Raw genomic sequence first — 19731 nt, forward strand, 5'->3', positions numbered from 1 at the left:
GGGTTTTGCTGGAGCGTAGGTGGGTTAAAATACTAGCCTCGCCGCCAGAGAGTTCCTGCCGCTGTATCTTCCAAAGTAATGCCTTGGTCCTTCAGTATTCCACGAATGCGGTCCGCCTCAGCCCAGTCTTTGTTTTTACGGGCAACCGTCCGCTGGGCAACTAACTGCTCAATGCCGTCATGGGAAAGAACGACTTTTTCAGTGCTAGTCTGAGAAGTTAAGGAAAGACTGGTGGTCTTAGCGGTGTCAGAGACAACAACCATCTGGCGAGGATCACGCAGAAATTGCTCAGGCTCATGGGCCAGCAACCCTAAAATGCCACCTAAGGCTCGTAGCAGCACAGCTAAAGATTGCCCCTTCTCGGTATCGCCACCCTTGCGAGCACGGTTAAGGGCATGGCGGACTTCATTTAACAGGGCCAAGGCTTCGGGAGTATTAAAATCATCGTCCATAGCTTCCCGGAAGCGTAGGATAAAAGGATCTTCCCCATCGACAAACTCCCAGCTTAATCCTTGCGCGGACGCTCGGTCATCGCCTCTTGGTATTCCCCGTAGCGCCGTGTATAAGCGGGTCATGGCTGCTTTAGCGGTATCCAGTTGCTGTTTGCTATAATTCAGGGGGCTGCGGTAATGGCTAGAGAGAATAAAATAGCGCAGCACTTCGGGATGATAGTGCTCCAAAACTTCACGCACGGTGAAAAAATTACCCAAGGACTTGGACATTTTTTCATCATCTAGTCGCACGAAGCCATTGTGCATCCAATAGTTGACGAACTTACTGCCTGTTGCCGCTTCACTTTGGGCAATCTCGTTCTCATGGTGGGGAAACTGGAGATCCTGGCCGCCCCCATGAATATCAAAGTGAACCCCTAATTCCTGAATAGACATGGCCGAGCACTCAATGTGCCAACCAGGGCGTCCCGGCCCCCAAGGCGATTCCCATGCGGGCTCATCAGGCTTGGCGGCTTTCCACAGGACAAAATCCAAGGGATCAGTTTTAGCTTCGTTGACTTGAACTCGCTCACCCGCCCGCAGATCCTCAAGGTGCTTGCCAGAAAGAGCGCCATAACCCTCAAAATGGCTAACATCGTAGTAGATATCTCCATTTTCTCCTTGATAGGCATAACCTTGCTCTAGCAATTGCCGCACCATAGCCAAGATGGCCTCCATGGATTCTGTGGCTCGCGGTTCCCGATCCGGGGGCAATATCTGAAGGCTTGCTTCATCTTCATGCAGAGCCTGAATGTAACGGGCAGTTAGGGCATGAATACTTTCTCCCTTTTCATTGGCGCGGTGAATGATTTTATCGTCGATATCCGTAATATTCCGCACATACATCACCTCAAAGCCACTGGCTCGTAAATAGCGAGCCACCACATCAAAGACGACCATAACGCGGGCATGACCCACATGGCATAGATCGTAGACCGTCATGCCGCATACATACATGCGTACCTTGCCGGACTCAATGGGAATAAATTCCTCTTTCTTCCGGGTTAAACTGTTATAGATACGCAACATAAAACGGATTCCCGAAATTTTAATAAGATTGGTGTAGGCAGTTTTGGAGTCGCTGACGGGCCTGCACTGCCCCCATCAAAGGGAGTAAGCGAGCCAACTCTGGACCGTCTAACTCGCCAGTGAAGGCTGCCCGCAAAGGGAGAAAAAGCAACCGGCCCTTTGCACCCGTAGTTTGCTTGAGTTGAGCGGTGAGCGCTTTAAAATCGGTACCACAATCGTCAATAGCGGCTAATGCCTGGGTAAAGAATTGGGCGCCCGCTTCATGGATGATGGGTAAGACGCCGTCCTCGAGCACAAGCTCTTCGCTAAATAATATTTTCGCCCAATGAAGGGCATCTTCAGGCAAAACCACGTTAGGCCGGACGGCTTCGATAAAATCCTGGTATTTATCGACTGGTACCCGAGAAGCAGTTACCGGCGCCAGCCACCGCCCCAAGGTATCAAGCTCGCAGCGAGCTAGGGCCTCCCGTTGCCAGTGATGAAGTTGCTGTGGATCGAAGCGTGCCGGTGCCCTCCCCAGCCGCGCCAAGTCGAATTGAGCAGCCAGAGTATCCAAATCGAGAAAGCCGCTATCTTCATAATGATGACCTAGCCGGGCCAGATAATTACATAAGGCTTCTGGTAAATAGCCTGCTTCCCGTAATTCCCGAACGCTGCGACTCCCGTGGCGCTTGGAAAGAGGAGCACCGTCGCGGCTCACGATCATGGCAATGTGTCCATAGCGAGGTATCGGCAGATCCAAGGCCTGGAGTAACAGGATTTGACGCGGAGTGTTGGTCAGATGATCCTCGCCCCGCAGAACATGGGTCACTCCCATCAGGGCATCGTCTAGAGCATTGCTAAAGAAGAAGGCAGGTGAACCATCCGTACGGCGGATAATAAAATCACCGATATCTCCCGCCGCAAAACGCTGGGGGCCCCGTACCAAATCCTCAAACTCAATTGTGGTAAGGGACGGTACACGAAAGCGCAGAGCGGACTTAAAGCCTGCCGCTAATTTACTTTCTACTTCATCAGGACTGAGTCGAGCGCAAGTTCCCGGATAGCGGGGGGCTTGACCCGCAGCCAACTGCCGTTTACGCACCCGCTCAAGCTCTTCTTGGGAACAAAAACAAGGATAGGCTAATTTTTCAGCTTCTAAACGCTGAAAATTAGTTTGGTAAACAATACTCCGCTGAGATTGCCGGTAAGGTCCCGCTTCTCCCCCTGCTTTCGGCCCCTCTTGCCATTCTAGGGCTAACCAGCGCAGATCTTCCATCAACGCCACCACATATTCCTCGCTGCTCCGTTCCTGATCTGTATCTTCAATCCGCAGCAGAAATAGGCCACGGCTACGGCGGGCCAGCAGGGCATTAAACAAGGCGGTACGTATATTTCCCAGATGCAAAAGTCCACTGGGGCTCGGAGCAAAACGGGTCTTAAGCGCGGTTTTATTCATGGCTTAGCATAATAATAGAAAAATCAGCTAGTCACAAAAATTACTGGCTTAGACTTTTGCTCGTTATAACGGTATTCACGTAATATAGCCATTTTCAGAAATCTCATTGATAATTCTTAAACTCAATATAAAATAGGTCTATATTTATGCACGCTTCCCCAAAAACACTTACTCTCCTTCTACTTGGCATATTTAGCTTCGCGGCCGAAGCGGGCGGTGGAGCAGCATCTCCAGATCAGCAGCCACGGGTTAAATTACAAACTACCCTGGGTGATATTGTGATCGCACTCAACCCGGAGAAAGCACCCGTCACCGTAGAAAATTTTCTCCGCTATGTGAACGAAGGCTTCTACAACGGTACTTTATTTCACCGGGTCATTGACAATTTTATGATTCAAGGCGGCGGCTTCGATACTGATTTTAACTCCAAATCAACCCACGATCCCATCCGGAATGAAGCAGAGAATGGACTTAAGAACGAGGTGGGAGCCATCGCCATGGCGCGTACCTCTGATCCCCATTCAGCTACCGCTCAATTTTTCATTAACGTCGCCAACAACGCTTCTTTAAACCATCGAAACCAGGATCGCCAAGGCTGGGGTTATGCGGTTTTTGGCCAGGTTGTCGAAGGTATGGACGTAGTCAATGCCATCAAGAAAGTAAAAACAGGCAGCAAAGGAAATCATAGGGATGTCCCATTAGAACCTGTTATTATCGAGCAGGCTACCATCGTGGAAAATGGATGATAGCGAGACTCCATGGCTGTATTTTTCATCTCGGATCTTCATCTCGGAGCAGGCAAAACTGAGATTCAGTTACGGGCTATCGAGTTCCTCTCCCAGGAGACACCTTATGGAGATGCCCTCTATATCCTAGGTGACCTGTTTGACTATTGGATTGGAGATGATGCGCCCACAGCGGAGGGTCTAGCCATTATCACGGCCCTCCGCCGCCTGGCAGACGCCGGTGTAACTCTCTATTTTCTTTCTGGAAACCGGGATTTTCTGGTGGGCCAGATGTTTTCTCAAGCAAGCGGCTGCCAAATTCTGCCCGATCCTACCATCATTGATCTCTACGGTGTCCCTACCCTGTTAATGCACGGAGATATGCTTTGCACGGACGATGTGGCCTATCAGCGGGCCCGAGCACGGTTACGTCGACCAGCTATTCTCCGAACTTATCTGGCACTGCCAAAGTCCTGGCGCCACACTATCGCCCGAGGCTTGCGCCGCCAGAGCCAGACCCATATTCAAAACCAGCCCTTAACAATCATGGACGTGAATAAAACTGCGGTTGCAACGGCCCTCCGAGTTCATGGGGTCAAACAACTCATCCATGGCCATACTCACCGTCCAGCGGTACACCATTTTTCCGTTGACGGCCACCCTAGACAACGGATCGTCCTTGGCGACTGGGATCACGGGAAGAGCGTCCTTACCTGCACTCCAGAGGGGTTTCATTTTTCCGACTCCCGGATACCAGAACCCCGCTTCAGCCACCTTCAGGGATGAGCCGCCACCTTCTGTTCCAGGATATTAACGAGTGCCTGAGGACGAACGAGCCCTGGCAACACCGTACCATCTTCCAGCATCAGAGTTGGCGTGGCATTAACCCCCAAAGATTGACCGAGTTTAAACTGATCAGCCACGGGATTCTCGCATTTAGCAGTGTTCTCCACTGGCTTTCCCGCCTTGGCTTGAGTCATTGCCTGATGGGGGTCCTTAGCGCACCATACCTCTACCGCCTTGTCATAGGAAGAAGAGCCAATACCGGCACGGGGAAAAGCAAGATAGCGGATCTTAAGCCCCAAAGCATTATACTCTTTTATATGCTGATGTAATTGGCGGCAGTAACCGCAATCAATATCCGTAAAGACATTCACCGTGTGTTTTGCCTGCTCGGGTCCAAACACAATCATATCCTGTTCATCTAGATTGCTGATGGCCGCAGCCCGTATAACCTTGAGCCGCTCCTCGGTCAAATTAGTCCGGGTTGCCAAATCAACCAACTGTCCTTGCACCATATAACGGCCATCCTGACTTAGATAAAATACTTGCCCCTCCAACACTACCTCATAAATGCCAGGAATAGGCGCCGGCTTGATGCTCTGAGGCTCCGTCCCCGGCACCAATTTTTGCAGAGATGCCCGCACCGCTTCAATTTCCTCGTTCCCAAGCGCGGTAAATGAGAGCGTAACCAACCCCCCCGCCAATAAAAAACCTAGTAATTTCTTTCCCATCGTTATGTCCTAATGTTAATCACGAAAGTTAATGTACTGCAGTGGTAAATCCAAATCGGCCTCCCGCAGCAAGGCAATCACTTGCTGTAAATCATCCCGTTTTTTGCCTGAAATTCGCACTTGCTCTCCCTGAATAGCAGCCTGGACCTTGAGCTTACTCTCCTTAATTATTTTGATGATTTTACGGGCGGCGTCCTTATCAATACCCTGCCGGACTTGAATGGACTGGCGGGCCCGCTTCCCTACGATTTCTGGCTCCTTAGCTTCTAAACAACCCACATCCACACCCCGCTTAGCAAGCTTAGTATCCAATATGGTTCGCATCTGCTGAAGCTGAAATTCACTCTCAGCGACCAATAGGAGTTCTTCCTCTGACTCCTCGATGCGAGCCTCGGTTCCACGAAAATCAAAGCGGGTACCGATTTCACGATTAACCTGGTCAATGGCGTTTTGTAATTCATGCTTGTCAACTTCAGAAACCACGTCGAATGTAGGCATTGTAAGGATCTCCTTAAACCGAGTAACTCTAAAAAGTTGCAGCAGGGACAGTGGGAAATAAGCAGCCACATCAAATGCGCTTTAGCCGCGCGGATGATGCTGCTGGTGAAGCTGTTGCAAACGAGCCCTAGCCACATGAGTGTAAATTTGTGTAGTCGAAAGGTCTGCATGCCCAAGCAAAATTTGCACTACCCGCAAATCCGCCCCATGATTTAAAAGGTGAGTGGCAAACGCGTGGCGCAAGGTATGAGGTGAAAGGGTCTTTTGGATACCAGACTGGCGGGCATAGCGCTTGATCAAGTACCAAAAAGCTTGCCGGCTCATGGCCCCGCCGCGCCGGGTCAGGAATAGTATTTCATTAAGCTGACCCCTAACTAATCCTGGACGGGCTTCATGGCAATAACGATCAAGCCAGCTCAGCGCGACTTCTCCTAAAGGCACCAGACGCTCTTTATTGCCTTTACCGCTTAAACGGACTACTCCCTGCCGGGAATTCAATTGAGACAGGGTTAAATTAACTAATTCAGAAACCCGCAACCCGGTAGCATATAAAGTTTCCAACATGGTTCGATCTCGCAGCCCCAGGCTATCATTAGTCTTGGGGGCGGCTAATAAGGCTTCTACTTCCCCTTCACTCAAAGACTCAGGCAAAAGCCTTCCAAGTCGGGGAAGCTCCACACGGTCGCTAGGGTCGCTATCGCGGATTTTCTCCCTCATGAGATAACGGTAAAAACGGCGCAGGCTAGAAACTGAGCGGGCAACACTTCTAGATTTACCACCCCCTTCCAGGCGGTGCGCTAAATAGGCCAGCACATCTTCCCGCTGCGCCCTAATCAGGGCCCGTCCCTGAGAATCCAACCAGCGGGAAAATCCCTCTAGATCACGGCGATAAGCCGCTAGAGTATTTTCCGCCAATCCCTCTTCTAACCATAAGGTATCCAGAAAACGCTCTAGGTGCTCCTGATCGGCTGCGAGGCAGGCCTGTTCGGAGCTTATCACCTACCCCCCTTTGCCTCATGTCGTAACAACCACGCCTTGATATCCAGGTAAGGTCCTTCCGTAGCACCACTATATCCCCCCAAACCTTGGCTGGAAATCACCCGATGGCAAGGGATAAAAATAGGCAAAGGATTAGTGCGGCAGGCAGCCCCTATCGCTCGCGGGCTGGTTTTTAATTTCTCGGCAAACTTGCCATAGGTAACCGTCGAACCCGGTGGTATAAGACACAACGCATGCCAAACTCGCTTCTGAAATACTGTTCCCTGTGGCAGGAGAGATAATGTAAACATCACTCTAGGATCGGCAAAATAAGCTTGAAGTTGAGCAAGCGCTGCCCGTGCAGCGGAGTCCAAGGGAAAACATTCTGGAGTATTAAGCGGCAGAAAATCCAGCCCAATCAAAGTATTTTCAGAAGTAGATAATCCCAACTTACCTAGCGGGGTGGCTACAATCGCCCCATAAACGGAATGCACCATAGCCTTCCTCCCAAAACCCAAAAAAGACACTTCAAATTGAAGTGCCTTAGCTAGGCTTTATCTTACTTATCTAAATTAACTAACTAACGTTAAATCTTTTCTTTAATGCGAGCCGCCTTGCCTCTCCGCTCCCGCAGATAATAGAGTTTAGCACGGCGCACATCACCCCGGCGTTTAACCAGAATACCTTCTAAGGTAGGACTATGGGTTTGAAAAACCCGCTCAACCCCTTCCCCATGAGAAATTTTGCGCACGGTAAATGAAGAGTTGAGGCCGCGGTTACGCTTGGCAATCACAACCCCTTCAAAGGCCTGTAAACGTTCACGAGTGCCCTCCTTCACCCGAACCTGCACCTGAACCGTGTCTCCTGGGCAAAATTCTGGTAAATCCTGCTTTAGCTGCTCTGCTTCAATTGCCTTAATAATATTATTGCTCATCTCGGTTCCCTATGTTCCGCCTGATATTCCCGAATAAACTCAGCAAGTAAGTGTTGCTGCTCTAGATCCAATATCCGCCTACTCAATAAATCCGGTCGCTTAAGCCAGGTCCGGCCCAGTGCTTGCTTTAACCGCCAGCGGCGAATAGCTTTATGATTGCCGCTTAGTAACACAGGCGGCACTCTATAACCCTCAATTATCTCCGGGCGCGTGTAGTGAGGACAGTCGAGCAAACCATCAACGAAGGAATCTTGCTGTGCGGACTCCGCTGCACCTAATACACCGGGCAGCAACCGTGCCACACCGTCGATCATCACCATGGCCGCTAGTTCTCCACCGCTCAGGACATAATCACCGATGGACCATTCTTCATCGACTTCCATTTCGATAAGACGTTCATCCACCCCTTCGTAGCGGCCTGCCACAAAAAGCAAGGATTCATAGGCAGCTAATATCTCCAATCCCTCTTGATCCAGCCGGCGCCCCTGGGGAGAGAGATATAGAACCCGGCAACCTTTCCCTAACTCGGTGCGTCCCGCGTGAATAGCATCACGGAGAGGCTGAATCCCCATCACCATACCAGGCCCCCCACCATAGGGCCGAGCATCTACGGTGCGGTGCCGATCATGAGCGAAGTCTCTTGGATTCCAAAAGCTTAATGATATTTTCCCTTGTTTTAAGGCACGCCCGACCACCCCGGAGTCCCATAGCGCATCAAACATACCGGGAAACAGGGTGATCACGCCAAAGCGCATCTTCAACTCCCCTCCCAGGGTACTAAAAAACTAGAAATCCGGATCCCAATCGACAGTCAATAATCCTTGCTGGAGGTCTACTTGCTTAACGATCATTCCCATCAGGAAGGGGAGTAACCGCTCCCGCTCCCCTCGAACGACAAGTACATCATTGGCTCCCGTCTCCAACAAACGGTCGACCTGGCCAAGTACCTCCCCTTGCACAGTGATCACCTGCAGCCCAATGAGATCAGCCCAATAATATTCACCTTCTTCGGGAGGGGGCAATTGATTCCGATGAACAGCAATTTCACAACCTACCCAGAGAGCCGCCACATCCCGCTCATCAATTCCTTCCAAGGCAACCACAATCCCCTTGCCCTGGACGCGTCCCTTCATTAATCGCCGTGCTTGCCAAGCTCCATTCTGTCGCAGATACCAAGGTTCATAATCCAGAATATTATCCCGGGATTGGGTATAAGAATAGACTCGAAGCCAACCCTGTACGCCATATAATCCGGAAATACGCCCGACGAGGACATAGCGCTCATTGTCAGCCGATCCCTGCCCTAGCCCCATTCAATGGAATTTTGTTCTAGGCTGAATAAGTTTTAAAGAGCTGGGCGACCCGCTCGGAAGGCTGAGCCCCCTGAGATAACCAGTAATTAGCCCGCTCCATATCAATTCGCAGAGGGACTTCTCCCCCCGCCGCAATAGGGTTGAAAAAACCTAATTGTTCAATATAGCGCCCGTCACGCTTATTGCGTTTATCGGCTACCACAATACTATAAAAAGGACGTTTCTTCGCCCCCCCTCTCGCCAAGCGGATTGTTACCATTGCGCTTCTTGCCTCGTTACACTTTATCTTTACTAAAAAATCAACGGATTTTACGCGAAATTACTAAGCTTGAGAAGCGTGGGCTCAGAAGGGCATCCCCGGCGGAAGTCCTCCTTTCATTCCCCGCATTAGCTTAGCCATTCCTCCTTTGCGGGACATCCGCTTCATCATCTTTTGCATCTGGGTAAACTGCTTGAGTAAACGGTTGACCTCCTGAACCTGAGTACCCGACCCGGCCGCAATACGCCGTTTACGAGAACTTCTAATAATTTCCGGCCGTTGGCGTTCACGGGGAGTCATGGAATTGATAATCGCCTCAAGACGGATCAGTTCCCGCTCATTAACCTGGTCAGCCGCACCCGCAGGCAGATTGATTCCCGGTAGCTTATCTAGCAGATTCGAAACTCCACCCATTTTGCTCATTTGCTGCAATTGCTGACGGAAATCCTCTAGATTGAAACCTTTTCCCTTCTTAAGCTTTTTGGCAAGCTTCTCCGCCTTATCTTTATCAAGCTTCTGCTCTACCTCTTCCACCAGGCTTAGCACATCGCCCATACCCAGTATGCGAGAAGCTAAACGATCAGGATGAAAGAGTTCAAGGGCAGCGGTTTTCTCCCCAACGCCTAAAAATTTGATAGGCTTACCCGTGATCTGGCGGATAGATAAAGCTGCTCCACCACGGGCATCACCATCAACCTTGGTGAGAATAACCCCCGTCAACGCCAGGGAATCATTAAAAGCCTGGGCCGTATTCGCTGCATCCTGCCCAGTCATACTATCCACCACAAATAGGGTCTCAACCGGCTCCGCCGCTTCATGCAGGCGCTTGATTTCCGCCATCATCAAGTCGTCCACATGCAACCGGCCCGCAGTATCAATAATAAGCACATCCAGCACTTGGGTTCGAGCCTGCTGAATCGCCCCCCGGGCAATAGCAACCGGGTCTTGGGTAGGCTTGCTTGGATAAAAGGCTACCCCCACTTCACTGGCGAGGGTTTCAAGCTGTTGAATCGCTGCTGGCCGGTAAACATCGGCACTAGTTACAAGCACCGATTTTTTTTGCTGCTCCTTCAGCCAACGGGCCAGTTTGGCGACAGTGGTCGTTTTACCGGAGCCCTGCAAACCCGCCATCAAGATTACGGCAGGAGGGCGGACATCCAGCTTCAGTCCTTCCGCAGCTTCTCCCATAACCGCCATAAGCTCTTCATGGACGATTTTAATAAACGCCTGGCCTGGCGTAAGGCTGCGCAGAACCTCCTGGCCAACCGCTCGCTCCCGAACCTTAGCAACAAAATCCCGCACCACCGGTAACGCAACATCCGCTTCCAACAAAGCAACGCGCACCTCACGCAGGGTATCTTTGATATTATCCTGAGTAAGACGCGCTTGGCCTCGTAACCGCTTTAGCGTGTGACCAAGACGCTCCGTCAAATTATCAAACATCAACCAATCCCTTAAAAATCTCTATAAGACTTTCAATATAAAAGACATAATTATAACGTGAATATTCTCTATCCAACAGGCGTTTCTCCGAATTTAGAGACTTGGTTCCCTTTAATAAAGCTGGATGTTATGGGATGATGGAACTATCTTGATAAATAAGCCACGCTGAATATATCGATGATGTCTCTAGAGAGTCTGCTTGGCATTGTTTGTTATTGCGCTGCCGGCATCGCTCTAGGCTGGTGCTTATTAAATGCCACAGCCAAGAAAGGCAAGCGGACCGCCAGCAAACAACTTGCAGGCCTATTAGGGCTGGCGGGGGTGGTTTTTCATAGTTTCATACTAGCTAACCGTCTTTTCACAGCCTCCGGAATTAGTCTTGGCTTTACCGATGCGCTGTCCGCCGCGGCCTGGCTAATGGCCCTGCTTTTACTAGCCACTAGCCTCAAGAAACCCATAGAAAATATGGGAATTGCCGTCTACCCTTTTGCGGCCATTGCGCTCGGGGCACAAGATTTATTTCCATCCCAGCATATCGTCGTTAAATTCAGTGCCGAATCCGGTATGATGAAGCCTTTGGAAATTCACATTTTAATTTCGCTTGTGGCTTATAGTCTGCTTGCTTTGGCGGCCATACACGCCCTTCTACTGGCGATCCAAAACCACCAGATCCGGAATAAGCATCCAGGCGGCTTTATCCGCGCCCTACCGCCCTTGCAGACCATGGAAACTCTTCTATTCCAGATTCTCGCGGTGGGATTTGTGCTACTTTCACTGAGTTTATTCAGCGGCATTCTCTTTTTAGAGGATATATTTGCCCAGCACCTTGCCCATAAAACCGTCTTCTCGATCATCGCCTGGCTGGTGTTTGGGATCTTGCTGTGGGGACGTTGGCGCTCCGGCTGGCGGGGGCGCACGGCAATCCATTGGACTCTAAGCGGTTTTTTCTTTCTGATGTTAGCCTACTTCGGTACTAAGCTAGTACTAGAAATTGTATTACAACGCACTTAGTCTTATGATAACTTTACTTTTACGATACGGATTTATGTTGCGTGCTGCCTAAAGCTAGACCGAATTGCCCACAATGGGCTGATATCCTTGTAAGCAATAAATATCATCGCTCCACACCGTTGCTGTCTGATAGCGCTTAATTCCTCATGGCCGGTGCCCAGTTTCTTGGCAGATGCTTGACGAAATTTCCCTAGAATTCCTGTTTGCTACGCTGGCCGCGTTGTTAGTGATCTCTGCCTGTTTTTCCAGCTCGGAAACAGCACTGATGAGCCTTAACCGCTATCGGCTGCGGCACTTAGAGCAAGCCCAGCATCCGGGGGCAATGCGTGCTGCTCGTCTGCTTCGCCGTCCTGATCGGCTCATTAGCCTCATTCTTCTTGGCAATAACTTCGTCAACATTCTGGCCGCCTCGATAGCCACCGTCATTGCGGTACGGCTGTTAGGTAATGAAGGGATCGCGGTTGCTTCCATTGTGCTCACGGTGGTAGTGCTGCTATTCGCCGAGGTAACCCCCAAGACCCTGGCAGCTTTGCATCCAGAGCGCGTTGCCTTTCCCGCCGCCTATGTCTTGGAACCTTTACTAAAACTTCTTTATCCCTTGGTATGGCTTATTAATATCGTTGCCAACGCCTTGCTGAGCCTTTTTGGCGTTTACCCTCACCGGGGGTCCGCCACTACCCTGAGCCAGGAGGAATTGCGCGTAGTATTGAGCGAAACCGGGCTGTTGGTCCCCAAACGGCACCAGCGCATGCTGCTGAGTATTCTCGACTTGGGGAAAGTAACGGTCAATGATGTCATGATTTCTCGCCATGAGATCGACGGTATCGATATTAACGACCCCATCGATAGTATTGTCGACCAGCTAACTCACTGCGCTCACACTCGTTTATACGTCTACCAAGACAGCATTGATCATGTCGTCGGTATTCTACACTTAAGGAAAGCACTGCACCTTATCGCCAGTAATAATTTCAATAAGGAAAGCCTGCAAGCTATCATTAAGGAACCTTATTTCATCCCTGAAGAAACCCCCTTAAATCTCCAACTGTTAAATTTTCAGCGATGCAAACGGCGAACTGGCTTAATCGTGGACGAATATGGTGATATTTTAGGTATGGTTACGCTGGAAGACATCCTAGAAGAAATCGTGGGTGAATTTACCGCTGATGCCATTGATAGTGAAAGAGAAATACACCCACAACCGGATGGTAGCTATTTAGTGGCTGGCAGCAGCAATGTCCGGGAGTTAAACCGGATTATGCAATGGGATCTACCTATCACTGGCCCAAAAACTTTAAACGGCCTCATTATTGAGTACTTGGAATCCATTCCAAGCCCCGGCATCGGCTTGCGCCTCGGCCGATACCTTATCGAAATCATTCAAACCAGCGGAAATGCCGTGCGTACAGCCCGTATACGACCGTCTGAAGGTACAGAAGAAAGCACTAGAATCGTAACTCCCGAACCACCTGGCCTTCCCCCCCAAAACCAGTCATAGATCATCCCACTCCCCATCTGAATCCTTTATAATTTCTCCTTCCAGCCCGAATCAATCGAAAAGTTTATAAATCCTACGCATGATGGATAGCGAGTTTAATAAAAAGAGGGAAAAACCGCAGCGTACTGAAAGCTTACATTCCATAACTAAATCCAGCCTTGCCGCAACGAACTCATCCTGCCCATTTCTACTTTCAACTTCCTCCTTGCTGGATCATGAAAACCCCCTTGTAGAAACCCGCGAGAGCAAAGTGAGGCAATGGACCCGCAAACTGCCAGTAATGAATTTATTCCAGTCCACCCAGGCTTTGCTAGATGTCTTAGCTCTGCTCAATGAACAGCCTCTCCAGGAAAAACACCGGGTTCAACTGCTCGATATTTATCGCACGCCCATTAACACCATGCTGCTTGGCTTTGATCCGCTGCACCTGCGCCAACTCCCTATCCCGCCAGCGCAGCGGGAACAAGTCGCCCAGAATATCGCCCGCCTTCCTCTCATGTTAGCGGACGGCTATAAAACCGCCATCAAACAAGGGTATGAGGGGGGCCGCGAGCCGAAACAAGATAGTATACTACTGCTAGCCGCCGCTCGGGCTTGCGAACAACTGGGCCATGCCATGCTGCATCACTATCGCCTACCCTATCCGCTTCCCCCTCGGCTCTATCTTGAGCTTCATCAACTTTACCGCTACGCTGAACACTATCAAGTGCTTGATTGTATACCCCACGCCGCCAAACGGGTTGATGACGGAAAAAATATCGCCATGGCCTATAAGGAACTGATGTTGCTAGCCATTGTTGAACCCTCCCGACTAGCTAGTGACGAAATCGTGCCGAGCTATGAGCTATTGGGGAAATTACCGACCCATGTAAGAATTGCTCCTCCCCACGCTTCTTCTGGAAAAATGAACAGCTTTATGATTGATCTCAGCAAGGATCATCCACCTAAGCCTTTCACCTCTCTAGAGGTTTCTTTGAAAAATGAGAATCTGCGCCTTTTTGATACCCGTTCCCTTCTCAAGAGACTGGGTGAATTACTGCATCAGGCTGAGAGTCCTTCAACCATCCCGGTACACTTAAGTAATATCCAATTGCTGCGGCGCTTAATCCCTTACCTCAATGCCTCCTACCAGCGCCCATCCCCTGGGAAACCATGAGCAAGCAAAAAATTTATAAGGAACCCCATTCAATGAAAAAATTTTTAAAAATTCTCTTCTCAACTCTCCTTGTCGTTATTTTGCTGATTGTGATCGCGGCTGTCGTTCTGCCTTTTGTCATTGATCCTAACGACTTCAAACCGCAAATCACAGCTCAGGTTGAGAAAGCTACAGGCCGGGAACTCACACTGGGGGGGGATATCAAGCTCAGCGTCTTCCCTTGGTTAGGCGTAGATCTCAAGGACGTCAGTCTCAGCAATGCCCCTGGCTTTGGGAAAGCTCCCTTTGCTAAAGTCTCTGACATGGAAGTACGGGTTAAGTTAATACCCCTGCTCGAGAAACAGCTAGTGATGGACACAGTAGTGCTTAACGGCTTGGATCTTAATTTAGCCCGCAACGCTCAAGGGAAAACTAATTGGGCAGATCTGGCTGCCGGAGAATCTCAGCAAATTTCCTCCGAGGAAGAAACAGCCCCCGAAGGGGAAAGCCCGCCCCCTCTGGCGGGAATCGCCATCGCCGGGCTTAAAATTGAAGCGGCCCGCATCGACTGGCGCGACGAGGTGAAGGATGTTCGCTACACCATCAAGAAGCTTAATTTAGATACCGACCCTCTCGTACCTGGAGAGCCTACTCAAATAAAGCTCGACTTTGACTTTGCCGCAAGCCAGCCGGATGTTCACGGCCACCTGGACTTGAGTGGGAAAGTGACCGCCGACATGGAGGCCAATCACTACCTTCTCCAAAATACAGATCTGAAGCTTACCGCTGCCGGACCAGCGCTGCCCATTGAACAACTGGCATTGCAATTAAATGCTGATATAGATGCCTTCCTTGCCAAGCAACAATTGACCGTGAGCGATCTCAAATTCACCAGCCAGGTAAAAGGAGAGCAAGAAGTACAACTTACTTTAAATACTTCCCTGGAGGGAAATCTGGCAGCCCAACAGTACCGCCTTAATAATCTTCAGGTAGAAACCCAGGTGGCAACACCCCAATTTCCCGAACCCATAAACGCTACCCTGGCTACTACGGCAAGCCTAGATCTCAACCGGGAAACCTTAACCCTGCAAGACCTCTCCCTCGCTACGCTTGGCATTAAACTAAAAGGCCAAATTAAAGGCGCCAAAATACTGACTGACCCCAAACTCAAGGGACAACTGGTCAGTAACGCATTCAATCCTCGCCGCGCTGCCGAAACCCTGGCCTTGGAGCTTCCCCCTACTAGCGATGAATCAGTCCTTGACAAGGCTCAACTAGCGCTGAAGTTTTCCGCCTCGCCCCAAGATTTCAACGCTAAGACACTGGTGGCTAAGCTAGATGACAGCACCCTTAAGGGCACAATGGCGGTGCATAATTTTCAACAACCCGCCATCCGCTTTGACCTAGCCCTCGATGCTATTAACCTAGATCGCTATCTCCCGCCGCCTTCGGAAAAAGCGCCCCAAGCCCCGCCCCCGACCTCCCCTGGCGGCGCTGCAGCCGGTGCCGCGGGCCTTCCCCTTGATGCTTTACGCGCCCTCAATGCTAGCGGCACATTCCGGATAGGCAAACTTACTGTGAGTGGCGTTCGCAGCGAAGGTATCCGCATTACCTTGGCGGCTAAAGACGGGCTGGTCAAGCTTCATCCCCTATCCGCCAAACTCTATCAGGGCAGCTACACAGGAAATATCCGTCTAGACGCCCGCAATACTCCTCCCCAATTAGCTATTGATGAAAAACTGGCTGGAATTAAAGCTGGCCCCTTACTACAAGACCTAACGGGCGATGGCAAAATAACGGGCACCGCCAATATCAATGCCGATCTGACAGCCACTGGCGCCACGCCCAAGGCCATCCAGCGCACCCTCAACGGCACCGCTGGATTTTCCTTTACCGATGGGGCCGTCAAAGGTATTAATATCGCCCGCCTCATCCGAGAGGCCAAAGCTACCCTGGAGGGCAAGCAGTTGCCCCCCAACAGGGAGCCAGAACAAACCGATTTCGCCCTCCTGGAAGGGACGATAACGGCAACCAACGGTATCCTAAAAAATAATGACCTGAAAGCCCAGTCCCCCTTTCTCCGGGTAAAGGGCCAGGGAAGCGCTAACCTGGTCCAGGAAAATTTGGACTACCAATTGAAGGTAGCTATTGTCAAAACCCCCAAGGGTCAGGGAGGAAAGAGCCTCGCTAAGTTAAAAGGAATCACTATTCCCATCAAAATTAGCGGGACTTTCACCCAGCCTGAATACGGCATTGATCTGGAGAGTCTTATTAAGGCGAGAGCCGGAAAGCTTATTGAAGAAAATAAACAGAATATTCAAAAAGAATTAGAAAAGAACCTGGATAAATTCCTGGGAACCGAATCTGATCAGGGTAACGGTGAAACACCCCCCTCGCCCGAGCAACAATTAAAGGAAGAGCTTAAAAATAAATTAAAAGGAATCTTCTAAATTTAAAGCTTTCTAGTAACCATGCTTCGCCGGACAAAAACCGTTGAGATCGAAAACCTTGAAGTGCTGCGCTGCCATTCCAGGTATACCGTCAGCGGTCAAGTCCGGCTGCAATCACCCCTGGAGGCCGTGCGGGCACAGCTATTGAATTTTAATCACATGGACCGCCTGCACCGGTGCATCCAGAGGAGCGAGCTGCAATACCGTTTTCCTGATGGCCGCCACCGGGTACACGTCCAGGTCCGATTTTGCATTATAAGATTTGAGTTTGCGCTCCAGAGCACGCAAGACTTTACCTGGAATGAATATACCATCCAAGCCGTCATGCTGCCGGAAAAAGGTGATTTCACCTACGGAAAAATATGGTGGAATCTCGCCCCTGACGATAGTGAAGGCACCCAGCTTCAATTCAGGGTGGAATTAATCCCCGCTTTTTGGGTTCCTCCTCTGATTGGCCCCTACTTGCTTAAACACCTCCTCCTGGAAAAGGCTCGTGAAATCACTCAAAATCTGGAACGCTTGGCTACCCTGTCATGAACGAGGACGATTTCAGCCAGCACCTGCTTGCGTGGTTTGACTCCTATGGACGCAAGGATCTGCCTTGGCAACAAAATCCTACCCTCTACCGGATCTGGATCTCGGAAATCATGCTGCAGCAAACCCAGGTAGCGACCGTCATCCCCTATTACCAGCGGTTTATCAAACGTTTCCCCGACCTGCCGGCCCTTGCCTGCGCCTCTGTGGATGAAGTTCTCGGACTCTGGACGGGACTAGGCTACTATGCCCGAGCCCGGCGCCTGCATCAGGCAGCCCGGATAGTCTGGGAAACCCATGAAGGGAAACTGCCTACTACCCTGGAGGCACTCATGGAATTACCAGGGATTGGCCGCTCTACCGGCGGTGCCATGTTGGCCCTGGCCCTGGACCAGCGTCACCCAATTTTGGACGGTAACGTTAAGCGGGTATTGATCCGGCAGGAAGCTATCGAACATTGGCCGGGACAACCAAAGGTGGAAAAGCAGCTCTGGCAACGAGCCACGACGCTGCTTCCCCAAACTCGCCTGGCGGACTACACCCAAGCCATCATGGATCTGGGGGCTACCGTCTGCACCCGTTATCGCCCCCGCTGTCCTTCCTGCCCCGTCAAGGAAACTTGTCAGGCCCATCTCCAAGCAAACCCAGAAGCTTATCCTCAACCCCGCCCTCGCAAGCGTTTACCCCTGCGCACTACCTGTATGTTAATTCTGCTCAACGATCAGGGAGAGGTTCTATTGGAGCGCCGTCCACCCACAGGCATTTGGGGTGGGCTGTGGAGTTTCCCCGAGTGCCCTTCTCAAACGGAAGCAGCTCCATGGTGCCAAGAACAGCTCGGTTGGCCTCTTGGAGAGGTTCAGAATTGGCCCTCTTTACGTCATCATTTCACCCACTTTACCCTTGATATCCAACCAGTCGTAGCTCGGATTCGCGGCGAGTCCCGGCAAGTCATGGAACCTAACGGTCGAGTCTGGTATAAAATGGAACCCCTATATAAGCGTGGTCTCCCGGCCCCCATTCTCCGGCTACTAAAGCGACTGCGCGAACAATCAAAAGGTGAATAAAATAATGAGTCGTACCGTATATTGCGTCAAACTGGGCCAAGAAGCCGAAGGCTTGGATTTTCCTCCCTACCCTGGAGAACTGGGTAAACGCCTTTATGAGCAAGTCTCTAAGGAAGCGTGGCAGATGTGGATGAAACATCAAACCATTCTGATCAACGAATACCGCTTGACCCCCGTTGATCCTAAGGCTCGGCAGTTTCTGGAGCAGGAAATGGAAAAATTTTTCTTTGGTGAAGGTTCGGCGCCTCCCAAGGAGTACACTCCATCTGAGCAATAACTAGCTCTCTCTTTTAGAGGGAAGATGAAACAGGGGATACAGGAAAAGTATAAGGTGCCGGGTCCAAAATAGGCTCCCGTCCCAGGAGAATATCCCCCAACAAATGGGCCGATGCCGGACCCGTGACCACCCCATTGCGGAAATGGCCGGCATTGACATAAAGGCCCTTGATGGCAGGATGCTCCCCAATATAAGGAATACCCGTAGGAGAACCAGGACGCAGCCCCGCCCACTGATGGACCATGGGAAGAGACTTCAATGCGGGAACCAAGGTATAAGCGGCTTCACGAAGTTCCTTTGCAGCCTCCGCCGTGGTGGATTTATCGAAACCAGTATACTCCAGGGTGCTGCCAACAAGGATATGCCCGTCCCGGCGCGGGATTAAATAATATCCCCGTCCCATTACCATGCTTGATAATAACCCGGGTCGTCCTCGAAACAGAATCATCTGCCCCCGCACCGGCTCTACCGGCAATCGAGCCCCCGTTTCCGCCAAGATTTGCCCACTCCAGGCGCCTCCCGCCACGACTACCCGTCCTGCAGCCACTGAGGTCTTTTGAGTAGCCACCCCGCTTATGCGCTGATGACGAACAAGCAAGCCCGTCGCTTTAACCTCTTCCAAAATTTCTACGCCCAACTGCTCCAAGCTCTGGCGTAACGCCCGCGCCAGTCGGGGAGGACGCACCTGGGCGACTTCCGGCATCCACAGGCCGGGGGTTCCAACCTCCTCCCTAGAAAAACTCTCCTTCCCTTGTTGCGGCCATGTATTCACGACTTCCAGCGCTGCCTGCCAGCGTTCGGCCCAATGCCGCGCTTCCGATTCCTCCCCTACCTCCAACATTAATAGACCACTCAGAGTCCATTCTGGGTCCACACCGCTTTCCCGCCAAAGTTCTTGGCACAGCCCCTCATATCGCACCTGACTCCAGGCGGCAAGGGCGCTGACTCCATCCGGATAGCGCCAAGGATAAAGAGGCGAGAGAATGCCCCCCCCGGCCCAAGAAGCTTCCTGCCCTGTCCGGCCCCGCTCAAGCAAAGTCACGTTCAGTCCACTCAAACACAATTCACGGGCAGTCAACATACCCATAAATCCACCGCCTATGATTACCACATCAGGCATTCTTATTTCCTTCAACATGC

At 51.0% G+C, this 19731-nt stretch carries 21 protein-coding genes; 9 read left to right on the plus strand and 12 right to left on the minus strand.

Going from position 1 to position 19731, the window contains the following annotated elements:
• Positions 1-32: 32 nt before the first annotated feature.
• Both cysS and gltX read right to left on the minus strand, forming a co-directional pair.
• Complete coding sequence (gene cysS, locus NWAT_RS10200; protein ID WP_013221003.1) at positions 33-1520, minus strand: cysteine--tRNA ligase; 1488 nt, start codon at positions 1518-1520, stop codon at positions 33-35.
• A 19-nt stretch (positions 1521-1539) separates the two neighbouring features.
• Positions 1540-2958: a glutamate--tRNA ligase gene (gene gltX, locus NWAT_RS10205; protein ID WP_013221004.1), complete on the minus strand. Its 1419-nt coding sequence runs from the start codon at positions 2956-2958 to the stop codon at positions 1540-1542.
• 146 nt (positions 2959-3104) lie between these two features.
• Here gltX and NWAT_RS10210 point away from each other — a divergent pair, with 146 nt between their 5' ends.
• Together NWAT_RS10210 and lpxH are read left to right on the plus strand one after the other, a co-directional pair.
• The gene (locus NWAT_RS10210) at positions 3105-3704 is read left to right on the plus strand and encodes a peptidylprolyl isomerase (protein WP_013221005.1); all 600 of its coding nucleotides are present in this window, start codon (positions 3105-3107) and stop codon (positions 3702-3704) included.
• A gap of 12 nt (positions 3705-3716) precedes the next feature.
• Entirely contained in the window at positions 3717-4469 is a 753-nt protein-coding gene (gene lpxH, locus NWAT_RS10215; RefSeq protein ID WP_013221006.1) for a UDP-2,3-diacylglucosamine diphosphatase, read from the plus strand.
• Here lpxH and NWAT_RS10220 read toward each other — a convergent pair.
• From NWAT_RS10220 to ffh, 9 genes are all read right to left on the minus strand, one after another.
• The gene (locus NWAT_RS10220) at positions 4460-5197 is read right to left on the minus strand and encodes a DsbC family protein (RefSeq protein ID WP_013221007.1); all 738 of its coding nucleotides are present in this window, start codon (positions 5195-5197) and stop codon (positions 4460-4462) included. The genes lpxH and NWAT_RS10220 overlap by 10 nt on opposite strands.
• A gap of 15 nt (positions 5198-5212) precedes the next feature.
• A complete protein-coding gene (locus tag NWAT_RS10225; protein WP_013221008.1) occupies positions 5213-5695 on the minus strand; it encodes a YajQ family cyclic di-GMP-binding protein in 483 nt (160 codons plus the stop codon).
• Positions 5696-5776: 81 nt separating this feature from the next.
• Positions 5777-6694: a site-specific tyrosine recombinase XerD gene (gene xerD, locus NWAT_RS10230; RefSeq protein ID WP_013221009.1), complete on the minus strand. Its 918-nt coding sequence runs from the start codon at positions 6692-6694 to the stop codon at positions 5777-5779.
• A complete protein-coding gene (locus tag NWAT_RS10235; RefSeq protein WP_013221010.1) occupies positions 6691-7170 on the minus strand; it encodes a methylated-DNA--[protein]-cysteine S-methyltransferase in 480 nt (159 codons plus the stop codon). Before NWAT_RS10235 ends, xerD begins: the two co-directional genes overlap by 4 nt.
• Before the next feature lie 89 nt (positions 7171-7259).
• A complete protein-coding gene (gene rplS, locus NWAT_RS10240) occupies positions 7260-7607 on the minus strand; it encodes a 50S ribosomal protein L19 (RefSeq protein WP_013221011.1) in 348 nt (115 codons plus the stop codon).
• Complete coding sequence (gene trmD, locus NWAT_RS10245; RefSeq protein WP_013221012.1) at positions 7604-8362, minus strand: tRNA (guanosine(37)-N1)-methyltransferase TrmD; 759 nt, start codon at positions 8360-8362, stop codon at positions 7604-7606. Before trmD ends, rplS begins: the two co-directional genes overlap by 4 nt.
• 30 nt (positions 8363-8392) lie before the next feature.
• Positions 8393-8920, minus strand: a complete 528-nt coding sequence (rimM, locus tag NWAT_RS10250) for a ribosome maturation factor RimM (RefSeq protein WP_013221013.1) — start codon at positions 8918-8920, stop codon at positions 8393-8395.
• A gap of 16 nt (positions 8921-8936) precedes the next feature.
• On the minus strand, positions 8937-9179 hold the full coding sequence (gene rpsP / locus NWAT_RS10255) for a 30S ribosomal protein S16 (RefSeq protein ID WP_013221014.1): 243 nt from the start codon (positions 9177-9179) through the stop codon (positions 8937-8939).
• Between the two features lie 84 nt (positions 9180-9263).
• Complete coding sequence (gene ffh, locus NWAT_RS10260; RefSeq protein ID WP_013221015.1) at positions 9264-10622, minus strand: signal recognition particle protein; 1359 nt, start codon at positions 10620-10622, stop codon at positions 9264-9266.
• 177 nt (positions 10623-10799) lie between these two features.
• On the opposite strand from ffh, the gene NWAT_RS10265 reads away from it, so the two are divergent.
• The 7 genes from NWAT_RS10265 to NWAT_RS10295 all read left to right on the plus strand — a co-directional run bounded on the left by NWAT_RS10265 (position 10800) and on the right by NWAT_RS10295 (position 18591).
• Positions 10800-11633, plus strand: coding sequence for a cytochrome C assembly family protein (locus NWAT_RS10265; RefSeq protein WP_013221016.1), 834 nt, complete (start codon positions 10800-10802; stop codon positions 11631-11633).
• Between the two features lie 172 nt (positions 11634-11805).
• On the plus strand, positions 11806-13131 hold the full coding sequence (locus tag NWAT_RS10270; RefSeq protein ID WP_013221017.1) for an HlyC/CorC family transporter: 1326 nt from the start codon (positions 11806-11808) through the stop codon (positions 13129-13131).
• Positions 13132-13411: 280 nt separating this feature from the next.
• Entirely contained in the window at positions 13412-14287 is an 876-nt protein-coding gene (locus tag NWAT_RS10275; protein ID WP_232420101.1) for a hypothetical protein, read from the plus strand.
• 32 nt (positions 14288-14319) lie between these two features.
• A complete protein-coding gene (locus NWAT_RS10280) occupies positions 14320-16716 on the plus strand; it encodes an AsmA family protein (RefSeq protein ID WP_013221019.1) in 2397 nt (798 codons plus the stop codon).
• Between the two features lie 21 nt (positions 16717-16737).
• A complete protein-coding gene (locus NWAT_RS10285; protein ID WP_013221020.1) occupies positions 16738-17253 on the plus strand; it encodes an SRPBCC family protein in 516 nt (171 codons plus the stop codon).
• Positions 17250-18314 (plus strand): A/G-specific adenine glycosylase, encoded by a 1065-nt coding sequence (mutY, locus tag NWAT_RS10290; protein ID WP_013221021.1) that lies wholly within the window; start codon positions 17250-17252, stop codon positions 18312-18314. The genes NWAT_RS10285 and mutY overlap by 4 nt, the downstream gene beginning before the upstream one ends.
• Before the next feature lie 4 nt (positions 18315-18318).
• Positions 18319-18591 carry an oxidative damage protection protein gene (locus NWAT_RS10295; protein WP_013221022.1) on the plus strand — a complete coding sequence of 91 codons (273 nt, stop codon included), beginning with the start codon at positions 18319-18321 and terminating at the stop codon, positions 18589-18591.
• Positions 18592-18604: 13 nt separating this feature from the next.
• Here NWAT_RS10295 and thiO read toward each other — a convergent pair whose 3' ends face one another.
• Positions 18605-19711, minus strand: coding sequence for a glycine oxidase ThiO (thiO, locus tag NWAT_RS10300; protein WP_013221023.1), 1107 nt, complete (start codon positions 19709-19711; stop codon positions 18605-18607).
• Positions 19712-19731 lie beyond the last annotated feature (20 nt).

Source organism: Nitrosococcus watsonii C-113, assembly GCF_000143085.1.
Taxonomy (GTDB): domain Bacteria; phylum Pseudomonadota; class Gammaproteobacteria; order Nitrosococcales; family Nitrosococcaceae; genus Nitrosococcus; species Nitrosococcus watsonii.

Coding starts and splice junctions, on each gene's coding strand:
- NWAT_RS10235 (WP_013221010.1), bottom strand. CDS start 7,170: ATGGTGCATTCCGTTTATGGGGCGATTGTAGCCACCCCGCTAGGTAAG.
- lpxH (WP_013221006.1), top strand. CDS start 3,717: ATGGCTGTATTTTTCATCTCGGATCTTCATCTCGGAGCAGGCAAAACT.
- ffh (WP_013221015.1), bottom strand. CDS start 10,622: ATGTTTGATAATTTGACGGAGCGTCTTGGTCACACGCTAAAGCGGTTA.
- rplS (WP_013221011.1), bottom strand. CDS start 7,607: ATGAGCAATAATATTATTAAGGCAATTGAAGCAGAGCAGCTAAAGCAG.
- gltX (WP_013221004.1), bottom strand. CDS start 2,958: ATGAATAAAACCGCGCTTAAGACCCGTTTTGCTCCGAGCCCCAGTGGA.
- NWAT_RS10225 (WP_013221008.1), bottom strand. CDS start 5,695: ATGCCTACATTCGACGTGGTTTCTGAAGTTGACAAGCATGAATTACAA.
- NWAT_RS10275 (WP_232420101.1), top strand. CDS start 13,412: ATGAATTTATTCCAGTCCACCCAGGCTTTGCTAGATGTCTTAGCTCTG.
- cysS (WP_013221003.1), bottom strand. CDS start 1,520: ATGTTGCGTATCTATAACAGTTTAACCCGGAAGAAAGAGGAATTTATT.
- thiO (WP_013221023.1), bottom strand. CDS start 19,711: ATGCCTGATGTGGTAATCATAGGCGGTGGATTTATGGGTATGTTGACT.
- NWAT_RS10285 (WP_013221020.1), top strand. CDS start 16,738: ATGCTTCGCCGGACAAAAACCGTTGAGATCGAAAACCTTGAAGTGCTG.
- NWAT_RS10265 (WP_013221016.1), top strand. CDS start 10,800: ATGATGTCTCTAGAGAGTCTGCTTGGCATTGTTTGTTATTGCGCTGCC.
- trmD (WP_013221012.1), bottom strand. CDS start 8,362: ATGCGCTTTGGCGTGATCACCCTGTTTCCCGGTATGTTTGATGCGCTA.
- NWAT_RS10210 (WP_013221005.1), top strand. CDS start 3,105: ATGCACGCTTCCCCAAAAACACTTACTCTCCTTCTACTTGGCATATTT.
- rimM (WP_013221013.1), bottom strand. CDS start 8,920: ATGGGGCTAGGGCAGGGATCGGCTGACAATGAGCGCTATGTCCTCGTC.
- NWAT_RS10220 (WP_013221007.1), bottom strand. CDS start 5,197: ATGGGAAAGAAATTACTAGGTTTTTTATTGGCGGGGGGGTTGGTTACG.
- NWAT_RS10295 (WP_013221022.1), top strand. CDS start 18,319: ATGAGTCGTACCGTATATTGCGTCAAACTGGGCCAAGAAGCCGAAGGC.
- mutY (WP_013221021.1), top strand. CDS start 17,250: ATGAACGAGGACGATTTCAGCCAGCACCTGCTTGCGTGGTTTGACTCC.
- rpsP (WP_013221014.1), bottom strand. CDS start 9,179: ATGGTAACAATCCGCTTGGCGAGAGGGGGGGCGAAGAAACGTCCTTTT.
- NWAT_RS10280 (WP_013221019.1), top strand. CDS start 14,320: ATGAAAAAATTTTTAAAAATTCTCTTCTCAACTCTCCTTGTCGTTATT.
- NWAT_RS10270 (WP_013221017.1), top strand. CDS start 11,806: ATGCTTGACGAAATTTCCCTAGAATTCCTGTTTGCTACGCTGGCCGCG.